At 37.2% G+C, this 15,584-nt stretch carries 14 protein-coding genes; 9 read left to right on the forward strand and 5 right to left on the reverse strand.

The features are described 5' to 3' along the window. Positions 1 to 88: 88 nt before the first annotated feature. On the reverse strand, positions 89 to 370 hold the full coding sequence (locus HDC90_RS08405; RefSeq protein ID WP_029274160.1) for an ATP-dependent Clp protease adaptor ClpS: 282 nt from the start codon (positions 368 to 370) through the stop codon (positions 89 to 91). Between the two features lie 216 nt (positions 371 to 586). On the opposite strand from HDC90_RS08405, the gene HDC90_RS08410 reads away from it, so the two are divergent. Further along, complete coding sequence (locus HDC90_RS08410) at positions 587 to 1,633, forward strand: 3-oxoacyl-ACP synthase III family protein (RefSeq protein WP_184465520.1); 1,047 nt, start codon at positions 587 to 589, stop codon at positions 1,631 to 1,633. Between the two features lie 233 nt (positions 1,634 to 1,866). Here HDC90_RS08410 and HDC90_RS08415 read toward each other — a convergent pair whose 3' ends face one another. Together HDC90_RS08415 and HDC90_RS08420 are read right to left on the reverse strand one after the other, a co-directional pair. Next, positions 1,867 to 4,320, reverse strand: coding sequence for a hypothetical protein (locus HDC90_RS08415; protein WP_184465521.1), 2,454 nt, complete (start codon positions 4,318 to 4,320; stop codon positions 1,867 to 1,869). Further along, on the reverse strand, positions 4,286 to 5,311 hold the full coding sequence (locus HDC90_RS08420; protein ID WP_255497558.1) for a hypothetical protein: 1,026 nt from the start codon (positions 5,309 to 5,311) through the stop codon (positions 4,286 to 4,288). The genes HDC90_RS08415 and HDC90_RS08420 overlap by 35 nt, the downstream gene beginning before the upstream one ends. Positions 5,312 to 5,340: 29 nt before the next feature. Between HDC90_RS08420 and dtd the strand changes: the two genes are divergently transcribed. The 3 genes from dtd to HDC90_RS08435 all read left to right on the forward strand — a co-directional run bounded on the left by dtd (position 5,341) and on the right by HDC90_RS08435 (position 7,743). Continuing rightward, positions 5,341 to 5,793, forward strand: a complete 453-nt coding sequence (dtd, locus tag HDC90_RS08425) for a D-aminoacyl-tRNA deacylase (protein WP_184465523.1) — start codon at positions 5,341 to 5,343, stop codon at positions 5,791 to 5,793. Between the two features lie 89 nt (positions 5,794 to 5,882). Continuing rightward, positions 5,883 to 7,424 (forward strand): glycosyltransferase family 39 protein, encoded by a 1,542-nt coding sequence (locus HDC90_RS08430; RefSeq protein ID WP_184465524.1) that lies wholly within the window; start codon positions 5,883 to 5,885, stop codon positions 7,422 to 7,424. Then, positions 7,414 to 7,743, forward strand: a complete 330-nt coding sequence (locus HDC90_RS08435; RefSeq protein WP_167297223.1) for a nucleotide pyrophosphohydrolase — start codon at positions 7,414 to 7,416, stop codon at positions 7,741 to 7,743. Before HDC90_RS08430 ends, HDC90_RS08435 begins: the two co-directional genes overlap by 11 nt. Before the next feature lie 46 nt (positions 7,744 to 7,789). On the opposite strand, the gene HDC90_RS08440 is transcribed toward HDC90_RS08435, so the two are convergent. After that, positions 7,790 to 8,101 carry a DUF4286 family protein gene (locus tag HDC90_RS08440; RefSeq protein WP_184465525.1) on the reverse strand — a complete coding sequence of 104 codons (312 nt, stop codon included), beginning with the start codon at positions 8,099 to 8,101 and terminating at the stop codon, positions 7,790 to 7,792. Between the two features lie 108 nt (positions 8,102 to 8,209). Here HDC90_RS08440 and HDC90_RS08445 point away from each other — a divergent pair, with 108 nt between their 5' ends. The 3 genes from HDC90_RS08445 to HDC90_RS08455 are packed head-to-tail and all read left to right on the forward strand — an operon-like array spanning position 8,210 to position 9,743. Further along, on the forward strand, positions 8,210 to 8,473 hold the full coding sequence (locus HDC90_RS08445; protein ID WP_184465526.1) for a hypothetical protein: 264 nt from the start codon (positions 8,210 to 8,212) through the stop codon (positions 8,471 to 8,473). An 18-nt stretch (positions 8,474 to 8,491) separates the two neighbouring features. After that, on the forward strand, positions 8,492 to 9,055 hold the full coding sequence (locus HDC90_RS08450; RefSeq protein WP_184465527.1) for a GNAT family N-acetyltransferase: 564 nt from the start codon (positions 8,492 to 8,494) through the stop codon (positions 9,053 to 9,055). Between the two features lie 31 nt (positions 9,056 to 9,086). After that, positions 9,087 to 9,743 (forward strand): hypothetical protein, encoded by a 657-nt coding sequence (locus tag HDC90_RS08455; RefSeq protein WP_184465528.1) that lies wholly within the window; start codon positions 9,087 to 9,089, stop codon positions 9,741 to 9,743. 187 nt (positions 9,744 to 9,930) lie between these two features. On the opposite strand, the gene HDC90_RS08460 is transcribed toward HDC90_RS08455, so the two are convergent. Next, complete coding sequence (locus HDC90_RS08460) at positions 9,931 to 11,754, reverse strand: tetratricopeptide repeat protein (RefSeq protein ID WP_184465529.1); 1,824 nt, start codon at positions 11,752 to 11,754, stop codon at positions 9,931 to 9,933. Between the two features lie 228 nt (positions 11,755 to 11,982). Here HDC90_RS08460 and HDC90_RS08465 point away from each other — a divergent pair, with 228 nt between their 5' ends. Together HDC90_RS08465 and HDC90_RS08470 are read left to right on the forward strand one after the other, a co-directional pair. Further along, positions 11,983 to 13,866, forward strand: coding sequence for a prolyl oligopeptidase family serine peptidase (locus tag HDC90_RS08465; protein ID WP_184465530.1), 1,884 nt, complete (start codon positions 11,983 to 11,985; stop codon positions 13,864 to 13,866). Positions 13,867 to 13,869: 3 nt separating this feature from the next. Beyond that, the gene (locus HDC90_RS08470) at positions 13,870 to 15,543 is read left to right on the forward strand and encodes a sensor histidine kinase KdpD (RefSeq protein WP_167297217.1); all 1,674 of its coding nucleotides are present in this window, start codon (positions 13,870 to 13,872) and stop codon (positions 15,541 to 15,543) included. Positions 15,544 to 15,584 lie beyond the last annotated feature (41 nt).

Below are 15,584 nucleotides of genomic sequence, written 5' to 3' on the forward strand. Positions count from 1 at the left end.
TTTATTTCAGGGTCTTCTTCTTAAATAGATGCTGATTCCGAATCTTCGGGACAGCATAACGTTAGGACAAAATAAAAACTGCTCTAGTTTAATCAACAGAAACAGTCAGGCCTTCCTGCTGTAAAATTTTACGGTAAACTTCCATCTCGGTAAATGAGCCTTCCAAAACAGGACATTTCCCATCATTATGTACTTTCCAGGCAATTTTTTCGGCTTGCGATTCGTTATAATCGAGGTATTTCATCATGCAGTAAATCACATGATCGAAAGTATTGATATCGTCATTCCACAAAATAAGGCGATGTACGGTTTTTAGGGAGGTTAAAATTTCTTCGAGCGTAAAGGTCTCTTCTTTAGTTTCTGTAGACATGATGCAAAAATAACTATTTTTATGTAAGATGTAATAGGTAAAATGGATGATAATCTGACTTATATCTAAATATCTGCTCTTGGATTTATAATTTCATTGTTCAGTGGATTGTATTTTTGATTAAATAAAGTCCGTACTACACGTTACATCGTACATTTTACATATTCTTCCGCCTCTTTTAATACATTTGCTAACCAAATAATAATAAATACAAGTATGCACCAATCTAAAATAGCCGGAATAGGTTACTACGTTCCGAAAAATGTATATACCAACGATGATTTAAGCCGTTTTATGGATACCAACGATGCTTGGATTCAGGAGCGCACGGGTATTAAAGAACGTCGTTTTGCCGACCGGAATGAAGAAACCACCACTACAATGGGTATCGAGGCCGCTAAAATTGCGATAGAAAGGGCAGGGATTACAGCTAAGGATGTCGATTTTATTGTTTTTGCCACGCTCAGCCCTGATTATTATTTCCCTGGATGTGGTGTATTGCTACAGCGAGAAATGGGCATGGGCGAGATCGGTGCTTTAGATATCCGGAATCAATGTTCTGGTTTTGTTTACGCACTTTCGGTGGCCGATCAGTTTGTGAAAACCGGCATGTATAAAAATGTGCTGGTGGTAGGAAGCGAAAAACATTCTTTTGCCATGGATTTTGAAACCCGTAGCCGTAATGTATCGGTGATTTTTGGCGATGGAGCCGGTGCTCTTGTATTACAACCGACAGACGAAGCCGGTAAAGGGATTTTAAGCACACATTTACATAGCGATGGTGCCGATGCCGAAATTCTAGCGATGTACTATCCGGGTTCCCATGCCAATAAATGGTTAAAAGATAAACCAGCCTATCCGGAGCAGGAATTGGGTGGCTTGTTTATGACACCTGAAATTTTAGAAAGTGGCGCAGCTTTGCCCTATATGGATGGACCCGCGGTTTTTAAAAAGGCAGTTGTAAAATTTCCTGAAGTAATTAAAGAAGCTTTAGCCGCAAATAATTTAACGGAGAAAGATATTGATATGTTGGTGCCGCATCAGGCCAATTTGCGTATCAGCCAGTATGTGCAACAGTTGTTGGGCCTAAATGATGACCAGGTTTTTAATAATATCCAAAAATATGGCAATACTACGGCCGCTTCTGTTCCTATTGCCTTATGCGAAGCCTGGGAGGCGGGCAAAATTAAAGATGGTGATCTGGTGTGCCTTGCCGCATTCGGATCTGGCTTTACCTGGGCAAGCGCGCTGATTAGGTGGTAGGCTTTGGTTTAGGGTTTAGGGAAAATAGCCAAGCAAGCTAGGATAAAATAATAAAGGTTAACTCAATACTATAAGTTCCTCATTTCGAGCGAAGAGCAACGAAGTCGAGAAACCTATTAAATTAGATAAGTGTTGTGCTGTAAAGTTTCACTGTTTTATGTTTTTACCATTAAGGAGTTAAGGACATTAAGGTTTTATCGCATGGTCCTTAACTTCTTAATGGTTAAATGTGCTTATTGCGTTCTAGGTTTAATAAAATCTCCTAGATAACTACATTCACCTGCTGCAACGGCATAAAAAGGCGTTTTTGCGTAATTAAATCTTAACTCTTTAAGATAAGGATTGTTATAATTAGCCTTGATGAAGTTTCTCCATTTCACATCTTTTTTATCGTAGTAATAAAACGATAGCGGGTTAGCATTCATGATGATCTGTTTCTGCAAACATTTAGCCAGCATAAAAGTACATTTTGCCTTAAAATCAGCATTAGTGCTTAATGCCCTGGCTTTTAAATACCAGGCTTTTGCCGTTTGCGCTTTTTTATAATCGCCATCGTATACATATTTTGCCGGGTTACTATTGTCGTAAGATGACCAATCGTAGCTGATCAGGAACCAACTGTTGCCAAAATAACCTGTTTGATAAACAGCGTTGGCCATTTTATAATAATAAAGCGCTGCATTCTTTTTATCACTAATGGATAATTTCTGCAAACGGAGCATTTCTGCTGCAAAAGCCTTTTTGGTAATTGATGCTTTAGCAGTTACATATTTTTTTGGATAGTCATTTATCGTTTCGATAAAGGGATTAGCATAAAGTTTTGCATTGGATTCATCTCCGTACCAATTCTCTGGATTGAAGTATTTGTAGCTTGCCGAAACCTTTGCGAACATTTGAACAGCCTTATTGTATTGGTGTGTACGCAAATAAGTTGTACCAAAAAGCTCGTAAAAATCATCGTTTTTGAGTTGGTTTAAAGCCGAAGCCAACAAAGCGGAGACATCATTGCCTGTTGCTTTTGTTTTATAAACCGCTAAGTCCTGCATACTTTTCGGACTCAAGTAGTTCTGCCAAAAAGCGATGCTTTGGTAACTCATATTCTGGAAAAGCGAATTCTCTTTTAACGTTTTGTATTCCAGGTCGCCTTTAACCATTGCTAAAGCTGCTTTTGCCGTATCGCCCATATTCAAATAAGCTGGAGCTAATATCTGCTGATAAAAGTTTCTGGTAGTTCTGCTAAATCGTTTACTGGCACGATCGGCATCATAATAATAGGGACCATTCGGTTGGTTACTGTTTTCAGCGAAACGTTTTTCATCAAGCCATTTTAAGGTTGGCAATAAATCGTTTTCATTAAACGGATTGCCTTTTTTGATGTTTTTTGCCTTGATCAATAAATCGGTAATGCGGTATTGGTCGCGTAATCTTTCTGGTAATTTATCGGGCTTTAATATGGCCAGGTAATTGGTGGCCAAGAAATCTTTATTCTCCATCCATGATAAATAAGCTGCAGTTAACGTACCCAGTTCAGGTTGTGGATATTTCTTCTCAGTAGCCAGTTTTACAGCAAAATTCCTGATTTCATTCAGGTGTTTTAAGTTAATGTTTTTTAAACTGTCTTTATATTTAGGATTGCCGTTATCCGAAAAGTAATAATTATAACCAATTTTGGCTATGTCATTTGCTTCGATAAGATCTTGCTCTAATTTATTTACTTCGCGCACCAATAGTGTACCGTTGAGCTGGCTTTTGGGTTCGTACTGGTAAACTTTATTTAAGCTTTCTATACCCGAATCGGCATTGCCAAATCCGTTTATGGCCCATATATTGGCTTTCTCGTTATTGGTTTTTGCATATTTTAATGCACCATTAACGGGCGAGCTGGTATAGTAATAATTTTTATAGGCCTGTACTCTTCGCTCAGGATTACCTGCAAAAACCTTGGAGAATAAAAAGGCCGATTCTTCAGGGTTGCCCAACCGGCGGGTTGATCCGGCATAGAGTGCCAAAGCCCAACCCTTAACAGAACTGTTTAACCTGCTGGTTTTAATGTACTTCTCGTAAGTTGATTTACTTTCAGTATGGTTGCCTGCAAAATGGAACATCCGTTCTGATTGATATGCATAACGGAGTTTAAGGAAATCATCTTTTTCAGCTTCCGTTAATCTTAAGGCTTCTTTTGCCTTTGATTCCATCGTTGTGGTATCGCGTGGTTTTGGGTCCCAAAGACTGAAATCTACATTGGCTAAAGGTTCGCAGCTTTTGGCGAATTGATAGTATTTTAAAGATGCTTTACGTTTACCCAAAGCCTGGATAAAACTGTTTTGTTGTAAGCTATCGGGTAATTGTGAAATGTTGCCGTCAAAATTTACCAGTTTTACATCAGTGGCACTGTCTGTTTTGTACATTACTTTTAGCACATCCTCTTTTTTAACATTGAGGTATTTTGCCCATTCATTACTGTTGATATCGGGCTCACTTTCTATATCCGTCTCACTGTTGAGGTAAGCCATCTGGTTGTAGGCAAATGGCGAATATTCATCACCTTCAATATTGTTGTGGAAATAAGAAACATAATAATCATAGGGATCTATCTCACCTCCACAGGCAAGATTTACAGCAATCTCGCCGAAAAAAGTAATCAGGAATACACTAAAAATTAGCGATAATTTTTTGAACGTCGTCATAGGTAAAGTGTTTTAATAGGTCGGTGTCTAAATGGTAGAAAATAAGATTCCGGTCTCTGTGGGCTAAATATCGGGATAAAAATTTAGAGGTGGCAAGTAAATCTTTTGAAGAAACCTGTTCCCATCTTACCACGTCGCCCTGTTTTAACCCCGCGGCAGGATAATCTATAAGTAGATTGTAAAGGATGGAATTTTCCCGCTGTTTGAAAAGCTTTTTATCCTCAATCTCTGTTTTGCCGATCCGTTTGGAAATACCTGCATATTGCCCGTTCCTGAATACCACTGCCCATTCAAAAATGGGTAAGGCAACATCAAGTGGCAAGGGATATTGCTCAAGGTAATCTTTTAGGTAAAGATCCATTTCGTGCTGGTCCAATATAGAGTTCTGCTCGCCATATTTACGCAGGTTGCCCATATTATAACACATTAATATCGCTTTTTCTGCTGGTGGTACACCGCTTGATACAATATTTTTAACCTGATGCAGACGGAGCGTTACCGATATCGTTTTACCCTTTAGAAGTGCATTGGCCTTTAATTGTTCAAGAAATTTGAAATACCTGTTTCGTGTGCTTTTTGTCCAATCACAATCAATCTGAAGTTCATAATAATTTTGTTTCCCAGCCTGTTTTACCTTTGCGGCAACAAATTTGGCAATGCGATCAGCCATCACCATAGTCTGTGTGGTATCTATCTTATTAAAAAGCTGGTTAACAATAAATACGACCGGTATAATATCGGTTTGTTTAGGTATAGGATCCGAAAATTTAATTGGCGAAATGGGCACAGGCAGTTGAAGATCGGGGTTAAAATCTACATCCATTATCCGTACGTATAAAGATTTTGATTTAAACTGATCGAGATAAGCAGTTTCTGCTTTTTTATTCTGATAATCTGTTCTCCAATAATAAAAAGTAGGATTTATGGCGGATTTTTGTTTACAGCCAAAGAAGAGAAATACAGAAATCACTAAAATACCTATCTTGCGCATATCAATTTTATTGAGCAAAAGTATACAAAATGCGGGCAGTTTTACAAAGGGTTACACAGGCAAATTGCACAGTTGATGGAGAAATAACTGGGGCAATCGAAAATGGATTTTTGGTGTTATTGGGTATTGAAGATGCAGATACACAGGAAGATCTGGATTGGCTGGCGCAGAAAATTATCGGTATGCGTGTTTTTGGTGATGAAAACGGGATGATGAATAAAGCACTTGCTGATGTTGGAGGCGATATCTTACTGATTAGTCAGTTTACCTTATTTGCATCTACAAAAAAGGGAAACCGCCCGGGTTTTATAAGGGCTGCACGACCGGATGTGGCCATTCCGCTTTACGAAAAAATGATCGAAAAGCTATCGGCTTTATTAGGTAAAAAAGTAAAAACCGGAATTTTTGGAGCTGATATGAAAATTGCACTACTAAACGATGGGCCGGTTACGATATTGATTGATACAAAAGATAAGGAATAGTTAAAATTAAAAGTACAGCGTAACTTATTTGATTAAAAGCTGTCAAAATTCATAACTGATCTATTTCAATAAAATTTGCAATAACTAATATGAAGGATAAAAATCTGAGCAGGTTAACCGAATATGCTTACCTGGTATTTTTTCTGATCTTAAAAGTAGTTTTATCTTTTGTATTGGTTAATTCAGTTTATGAATTACACCGCGACGAATTTCTGCATTTAGATCAGGCTAACCACCTGGCTGCGGGCTTTACCTCTGTTCCACCTTTAACCTCGCTATTTTCATGGCTGATTAAGGCTTTCGGTAACGGTGTTTTTATGGTAAAACTTGTTCCGGCATTAATTGGAGCAATTACGATATTATACTGTTGGAAAATTGTCGATTTTTTAAAAGGGAACCTACTGGCCAAATGCCTGGTTGCGGTAGCTTGTATTTGTTCTTCTCTGCTTAGGTTAAATACACTCTACCAGCCCAATTCTTTTGATGTTTTAGCCTGGACAGCCATTTTTTATTATCTGTTAAAATATTTTGATAAAAACGAAGCCAAATACCTTTATGCTTTTGCCATTTTTGTAGGTTTTGGCTTTTTAAATAAGTATAATATCCTTTTTTTGATTATCGGTTTGTTACCGGCCGTAATGATTACACCAAACCGAAAAATATTTGCTGATAAACACCTTTATCTGGCTGTTTTGTTGGTGATTATAATTATTTCGCCCAATGTAATCTGGCAGATTAACCATCACTTTCCGGTACTTACCCATATGAAAGCCCTGCAGACTACACAATTGGTACATGTAAACCGGACCGATTTTTTTATTGGGCAGTTTCTCTTTTTTATCAGTTCGATATTTGTTCTCTTGGCTGGGATTGGTAGTTTGATTTTTTATAAAGATTTCAGGAAATACAACTGGATTATTATTACCTACCTCATTACCCTAATCGTATTTAGCTATTTTAAAGCAAAAGATTATTACGCCCTGGGCTTATATCCAATTGTACTGGCTTTTGGAGCTGTTTATTTAAGCCGGGTTTTAGCAAAGATATATATATTAACAGGGTTGCTGTTTGCTTTTAATATTGGTTCATTTATTTATCTGTTGCCGCTTTTGATGCCATTTTATAGTCCTGATGAAATTATTGCCCACCATAAAAGGTTTGAGCGGGTGGGGGCATTGCGTTGGGAAGATGGTAAGAATCACCAGTTGCCACAGGATTATGCCGATATGCAGGGCTGGAAAGAGTTGGCAGCAATTGTTGATGTTGCTTACGGAAAGGTTAAAGATAAATCTACCCTGTTGATTCGTGCCGATAATTATGGACAAGCCGGGGCAATCAACTATTATTCGAAATACAAAAATATAAACGCAGTATCGTACAACGCTGATTATTTGTATTGGTTTAAAATGGACAAACCGATCAAAAGTTTAATTATGGTAACCGGCTGGAGGGACGAGGATCCGCAAAGAAAGAGAGAGCAGCCATATTTTGCCAAGATTACCAAAATTGGAGAAATAAAAACACCCTATGCACGGGAAGAAGGAGCAGGTGTGTTTTTGCTCGAAGATGCCAAGCCCGAAGTGAGTAGCATTATAAAATCAGAAATAGAGGAAGAAAAAAATGACCATTAACGAAGCACAGGAAACGGTAGACCGCTGGATTAATACCACAGGTATCCGTTATTTTAATGAATTAACCAATACCGCTATTTTAATGGAAGAAGTAGGGGAAGTAGCCCGTATTATGGCCCGTAAATACGGCGAACAGTCGTTTAAAAAGAGTGATGAAGCGGTAAACCTTGCCGATGAAATGGCCGATGTGATGTTTGTTTTAATCTGTTTAGCCAATCAGACCGGTATAAACCTAACCGATGCTTTAGAAAAGAACCTCGAGAAAAAAAGCATCCGTGATGCCGACAGACATAAGAATAATGAGAAGCTTAACCCCTAAATCTCCTGAAGGGGGACTTAATATTTTTCTTGGCTTCAAGCCTCCTTTAGAGGGTTGGGGGTATAAATTCCATCAAACTACGGTAAGCTACAAAGCGATTTTTATATCTTTCATTTAAATCTGCCTGTAGGGCTGGAGCAAATTCTTCCTGGTATTTATTGTATTGTTCGAGTGTTTCTGCTACATATTGCGTACAATAAGTTACCCCTTCGTTAGGCGAATCTATTACCTTTAATAAACGATTAGAAACAAACATCCCAGTAGCCATAACCTCGGGGATATGTACATCCTGCATCCATTGTAACCATTCTTCGGCTATTGCATCATCCAAGATGAGCGTAACATTATATAAAAACATGGCGCAAAGGTAAATAATATATAAATGTTAAAAAATTGATGAAAGCAGATTTTATTCTTTAAAGTTGTATCAATCTATTAAATTTGATGATTCCCATTGTTTTTAAGCATGATACGAACTAACGACTCTCAAAAAACAGATAATTCTACACGCAATTATATTTACACTGGTTACATAACTGCAATTTTCGGCGGCATTTTGGGGCTGGTTATTGGTTGGGATTTAATGAAGAAAAGGAGAACACTAAGTACAGGTGAAAAAGTGTTTTCTTATTCACTAACAGATAGACAACACGGCGCTAGGATTTTAATTTTAGCGGGAATTTGCTTCATTTTGTTGCTAACGTTAACTATTATTGCAATAGATGCCTAAGTTATCTGCAATTCAGAAATGATTACCATTACCAATTCTTCTAACACGGAGGAACTTGAAGGAATTCTTGAACTCCAAAAACAAAACCTAAAAAAAGATCTAACTCCTGAACAAATAAAAGAACAGGGCTTTGTTACCGTTTCACATTCGCTTGAAGATTTAGAGAAAATGCATCAATATGTGTCCAACATTATTGCAAAAGATGGTGAAAGGGTTGTAGCTTATGTGTTAGCAATGACCGAGCAGTCTAAAAATGATATCCCCAGACTGGTTGAAATGTACGAAAGTTTCGATCATATTATGTATCAGGGAAAACCCGTTTCCGATTATCATTACCTCGTGGTTGGGCAAGTTTGCATAGGGCAAGATTATCGGGGTAGAGGCTTATTCGATCAATGTTATCATGCTTATAAAGACTACTTTAAAGGTGAATATGATTTTGCAATCACTGAAATTGCGAGCATTAATCTTCGATCGATGAATGCACATAAACGTGTGGGATTTGAAGTGATTTACACCTATACCGATAGTAGTGGTGTAGAATGGAATGTTGTGGTTTGGGATTGGAAAGATTTTAATTAGTATCTTAACGCGAACGCTCAACCAAATACTTATGACAACTAATTTTTTAACTTTCCAAAGATTTAATGATAGGGTAGCAGCTTTAACACTAGCTGAAACTTTTAGAGAAAACGGGATTGAGTGTGGATTGGAAGATGTTTCTGAAAATTTCGATGTTTCGTTTGCCAATAATGAAATCAATAAAGATTTTAGAATAAAGTTAAAGCCTGAGGATTTTGAACGAGCTAACAGTTTGCTGCTACAACTGGCGGAAAAAGATCTGGCAGATGTTGATCCTGATTATTACATTTTTGGTTTCAGTGATGAAGAACTGAAGGAAATTATAGAAAGACAGGATGAATGGAGCAGTTTAGATTTTCTCCTAGCCCAAAAGATATTAAGGGAACGTGGTGTCGAAGTTAATATTGAGCAGATTCAAACACTCAAAGTAAAAAGAATTGAAAAATTATCTGAGCCAGAAAAAAACACGCAATTGCTAATTATAGCAGGCTATGCTCTGGCCATTATTGGTGGGCTTATCGCCATCATAATCGGAGCTTATTTATGCACTCATAAAAAAACATTGCCAAATGGAGAACGGGTTTTTGGTTACGCCGCTTCAGATAGGGGGCATGGTGAAAGAATTTTGATTATCGGCATTCTTGCACTGATTCTTTCAGCTATATATCAATTCTCTAAATATGCTTAAGGCAAGTTGAATTAACTAATCTGCTAAGAAAATTAATGGTTTTTGTCGATGCAGATCTCTCCATTCTGTTGCACTTCAGTCGGGATGACGATAATATTGAGTTAACCAATAAGCAGTTTGCAAATCATCAGTTAACCGGTTTAAACACTTAACCAATTAACCCGTTTATCACTAAACCATTGAACCACTAAACCCCATCTCCGCGTAAATTCCTGAATCTTTTTCTGGCTTCGGCACTGAACATGCTCCCTGGATAATCTGTAATCAGTTTCTGGAAATAAATTTTCGCTTGCGCAATGTCGTTCAGTTTCTTTTCGTACAAATCACCTAGTGTAAATAGGGCATCATCTGTCCAAATCCCATCTTTAAAGTCTTCAGTTACTTTTTTTAAGATGTCTGCTGCTTTTTGGAAATCGTTGGCTTTGATAAGAATCCTTGCTTTGCTCATCATTATCGCATCGCTTAAGCTATTTTGAGGGAAAGCTATCGCAATACTATCCATTTTTTTAACTGCACGTTCAGGGAGGTTTCGGAATAAAAGCATTTCTGCATCCGCATACATTTTTAGTGCATTACTATCTGCAGGGGTTTGAATATTATCGTTAATCAATAAACTCAGGTTCAGGGCATCATTCGCAATGAGCTGCGAAGTTGCAGACTTTAAAACCAAGCATTGGGCGTTGCTGTATTCGAAATTACCCTGATAAAAAGAAAGTTTAGCACTTCTAAAACGGGCCTCATTTCCTACGGGTTGCCCTTCAAACTGTTTGCTTACCTGCTCGTATACTAAAAAAGCTTCCCAGGGTTGGTTGGTTAAAATATAAATGTCGCCTAAATCGAGTTTTAGCTGGCCCAAGTCCTGATCGTTAATACCTGGCATTTTTATGGCTTCTTCTAGCTCTTTTTCTGCACTACCGGGTTGATTTAAATAATAAGCCTGCAGGTTTGCCAGTTTTTTTATGGCGAAAAGCGTGTTCCTGTTCTTGCCGTTTTCGTCTAATAATGCCTGGTAATCTTTCGCCAGCAGATCAAGGTCGGCAACTGTATATTTCCCGTTGGTACGTAGGTTATACTTGGTATTCAGCATTTCTATTTTTGAAGGAAGATAATACTGGCTATCCTTTCCTTTGGTTAATAGATAATCGTAGGCTTTAATAGCTGTTTCGTAAGCACCATTATCAATAAAGGTATAAATGGCATTAAACAAGGTGCCGCCATCAGCTTTGGTACGTTTATCGTATGCGATAAGCTGGCGCAGAGCCATATCAAATTCCTGTTGTTGAATATAGTTCCAGGTCAGTAACTGAATATAGATTTCGGCATCAGGCTCTTTCTGTACTTTTCTTAAAATGGCCGCCTGAAAGGTTTGATAATCATTTTTGTCTTCAAAAATAGAAGACAGTACAGCTTCAGCCTGTGGTAAAAGTTGTGGCATTGTTCCAAGCGCATCAAGATACTCTTGCATGAGCATGGGCTTATCCTTTTTAAACCGATAGATATTTAACAATTCAAAGGTAAACATTTGATCGTTGCCCAATAGTTTTCTACCCTGTTTAAAGGTTTGTACCGCAAAATCATAATTTTCGAACCGATAAAAGCTATTGGCTAAATTTCGGATCTTAAACTCATCCTTAGGAAGTTTGCTAATCACATCACTGAAAATTTTATTTGAACTTTGCGTATCGCCTTTCTCCTGATACAGCTTACCCAACGCTATTGGATAAACATCGTTCTGCTGATTTTTTTTGATTTCCCTTTTAACCACTTTTTCTGCAACATCATAGCGTTTCAATTTTAACAATGTGTTAAAATAAATATCAAAATAGGCTTCGTTATTGGGGATAGCATAGAGTTTTTCCAGTAACACAACTGCCTTTTCATAATCTCCATCCTGGTAATACTGAATAGCCAGACTACTTTCATCAGGTGCAATCTGCTGATTGGGACGAAAGATTTGTGCATTGGCCCCAAGAGATAGAAATAAAAAAATGATGAAAAAAAAGCGGTTCATAAACCCTAAATTATAAGTTTTAAATGTAACATTTTAATACATCTTTAGCTAAACTGCCAATTGATATTAAACGTATTTTAAATGTTACCTGTATTTTATTTTGTAGGTATTTTATAAATACTAAATTGACCCACGACTTATTATTGATTGCATAAGTAACATTGTTGGTGTAAATCACGGTTAAGTTGTTGTGATACTTATTTTTGTCATCCTGTAAAGGATTTATTTATGCTAAAAAGGATTTTTCTATTGTTAATGGTTGCATTGATTTGGGCTTGTAAAGGCACTAACAATGATACTATTCCTGTAGACGATTTTTTTAAAACACAGGATAAAGCCTACTATCGCATTTCTCCAGACGGGAAAAGTCTTTCTTATCTAAAGCTTCATGATAAAAAACTTGATCTTTTTGCTGAAGATCTTACTACTGGAAATAGCATTCAGTTAACCCATTTGAATGGGAAGAATATCAGTTTCCATTTCTGGACCAGCAATAATGAGCTGATTTATTATACTGAAGACGAATCTAAAGAGCGTAAGTCGGATATTTTCGTCATCAATAAAGATGGAAGCAAGCAGGTTCAGCTGAGTGCCAACGAGAAAAGCAGGCTAAGGGTAATAGAAGATCAGTTAATTGATGACAAATACATTATTGTTGCATCTAACAAACGCGATTCGACAGTTTTCGATGTTTATCGTTTAAATGTCCGGAATGGTAAGATGGATATCGCGGCCAAAAACCCTGGTAATATTACCGAATGGATGACAGATAACAGAGGGGTATTAAAAATTGCTGTAGCAAGCGATGGAGTGAACGAAACATTAATGTATCGCGAAAACGAAAACCAGGCCTTTGCCCCTGTAATTACCAATAATTTCGAAACCACTTTACAGCCCATTGCTTTCTCAGAAAACCAGCCTAATATACTTTATGCCATTTCTAATGTAAATAGGGATAAGAATGCGTTAGTGGCACTCGATTTAAAAACCGGTAAAGAAAAGCAGGTGCTTTTTGCAAATGATACCTTAAATGTAGTAGATGCAAAATATTCGCGCCTACAAAAGAAAATGCTTTTTGTAACCTGCGAAACCTGGAAAAAGGAAAAATATTACCTTGATGATAGTACCAGGATTACCTATTCGAAAATAGACCGGCTTTTGCCAGGTACCGAATGGAAAATTATGGATAAAGACAAAATGGATAAGGTTTTTGTGGTAAGAACCTTTACCGATAAAAATCCGGGTTCTTATTATCTCTATACCGTTGGTGAGAATAAACTTAAAAAACTAACTGATATTAGCCCATCCATTAAACAGGGCGATATGAGTGCCATGAAACCAATCTGTTTTAAAAGTGCCGATAATTTAACCATTAACGGTTATTTAACTTTACCAAAAAATAAAAAGGCTGTTAATTTACCGGTAGTAGTTTTGCCGCATAATGGCCCAACGGGGAGAAATAGTTGGGGCTATAATGCCGAAGTACAGTTTTTGGCTAACCGTGGTTATGCTGTTTTGCAGGTTAACTATCGTGGATCTACAGGTTATGGAAAATCTTTTTATGCTGCTGGTTTTAAGCAGTGGAGCGATAAAATCCAGGAAGATGTTAATGATGGAGTAAGATGGTTAATTGCCAAAAAAATTGCCAATCCTAAAAAAATTGCTATTTATGGCAATGGTTTTGGAGGTTATATTGCATTAAATTGTTTGTATAAAAATCCCGATCTTTATAAATGTGGCGGATCAAATTCAGGTGTAATCAATTTATTCAGTTACCTGAAAACCATTCCCCCGTTTTTAAAAGCGAATCTGCAGATGTATTATGAAATTGTTGGCAACCCGGTAACTGATACCGATTATATGCGGTTTGCATCGCCTGTTTTCCATGCTGATCGGTTTAAATCGCCTGTTTTTATTGCACAAAACCCTAAAGATCCACGTGTTAATGTAGCAGAGGGCGTTCAGTTTATTAAGGAACTGAAAAAACGGAATGTTCAGGTTACCTATATCGAAAAAGAAGAAGGACCAAACCCAATAGTACGCCAACAGAGCAGAACGGCATTATACAAAGCTTTAGAAGAATTTTTACAGGAAAATCTAGGTAAGAAATAGGGTATGGCCTTAGATAAAAAAAGTGGTTATCGTAAAAATTTCTCGCTCGGCGTAACCTTCATTGTACTCATTTCCATTCTTTTTATCCTATCGCTTTTTTTAGCATTTAACTATAGCAAAAAATCGATCGAGAACGATTTTGTCTCCGAGAAAGTAAATGTACTTGAGCAAAGTATTAAACCCTATAACGATTTCTTTCAGAATAAAATGCCTGAGATTTCTTATTATAGTGGCTTTTTAGACTCTTCTACAGCAGCGAAGTTTGTTGATACCGTGATGTTAAAATATCCTTTTATCTCGAAGGTTACTTTTTACGATACAGAGGTGAAGAATGTGCCTGTTAAAGATGGGATTAATGCAAATCATCTGGGTATTGGCCCAAAATCTATTTTCCAGTTTGGTAAAGGGGTAAAACCCGATTCGGTAAAGCTGTATTCAGAAGATGATACGAGATCTTTTAATGTGGGAAGTGATTTTAATGCAATCGCCATTAAACTTGCCACTTTTGTTGAAGATCTCGATACCGCATCAGTACCTACACAAGAAGAACTGTTCACCAACTTTTCTATCGTTAATTCGAACGAAAATAAAATCACTTATTTAAATATTCCCCGCCGGGAAGATTTAAGGACCTATAAAGATATGATCAGGCGGAAGTTAAATCCGGCACCTGTTTATCAGCAGGATGTACTGGTTTTTAATCTCGACGCGCATAAAATCAAGATCATCAATACCAGGCCATTGCTATACCAAACGATCAGGATTGAACCGCTAACTTATGATCCGATTGATACTTCTGATGAGAGTATTAATACCGAAATTGCCCTGCCAGGCGCATTTTCTGATTTTAAGCTATACCTCATTTCATCAAAATCTTACATCAAGAAAGAAATTTTTATTTACTTCATGCCAATTGCCCTGGTGTTATTGCTGGTATATGGGGTACTTTTATTGGTTGCTTTTTTGATTTACCGTAACCTGAACATCAACCGTAAAATGTTTAAGCTGCAGTACGATTTTGTGAATAACCTTACGCATGAGTTTAAAACGCCCGTTAGTGTAATTAAGATTGCAGGAAATAATATTAAAAGTGCTACCACATTAAGCCAAAGGGAACAGCAGCTTTATGGCAAGATACTGGATGAAGAAGCCGATAAGTTGAATGGTTTAATGAACAAATTACTGGCTTTTACGCAGATCGAAAATAAGGCGATTAAACTGAACCAAGAAGAAGTTAATATTGTAGATTTTATTGAAAGTACAATCGAATCGCATACATTAAAACACCCCGATTTTAAGATTACCTATGAAGTGGTGGGCTTTAAAACGTTTATTACCGATCCGGTATTATTGGGTAGTTTATTCGATAATCTGGCAGAGAATGCCTACAAATACTCGAAACCGGAACAGAAGAAGTTGCACATTAGCGCAAAGCTGATTAAAGGGGTATTGGTTTTCCGGTTTGCCGATAAAGGGATAGGTATCGCATCGTCAGAATTAAACAATATATTTAAGAAGTTTTTCAGGATACAGAATGAATATAACCAAATGGGCAGTGTAGGCCTGGGTTTGGCATTCTGCAAAGAACTGGTTAACTTTATGGAGGGAGAAATCTCTGTAAAAAGCAAAGTAGGGAGCGGTACTGAATTTAAAATTGTACTGCCATATAATAGTTAATTTTTAGAGGTTGAAAAGTTAAAGGTTGGAAGGTTGTAAAG

This window comes from Pedobacter sp. AK013 (genome assembly GCF_014205835.1).
Lineage (GTDB): Bacteria > Bacteroidota > Bacteroidia > Sphingobacteriales > Sphingobacteriaceae > Pedobacter.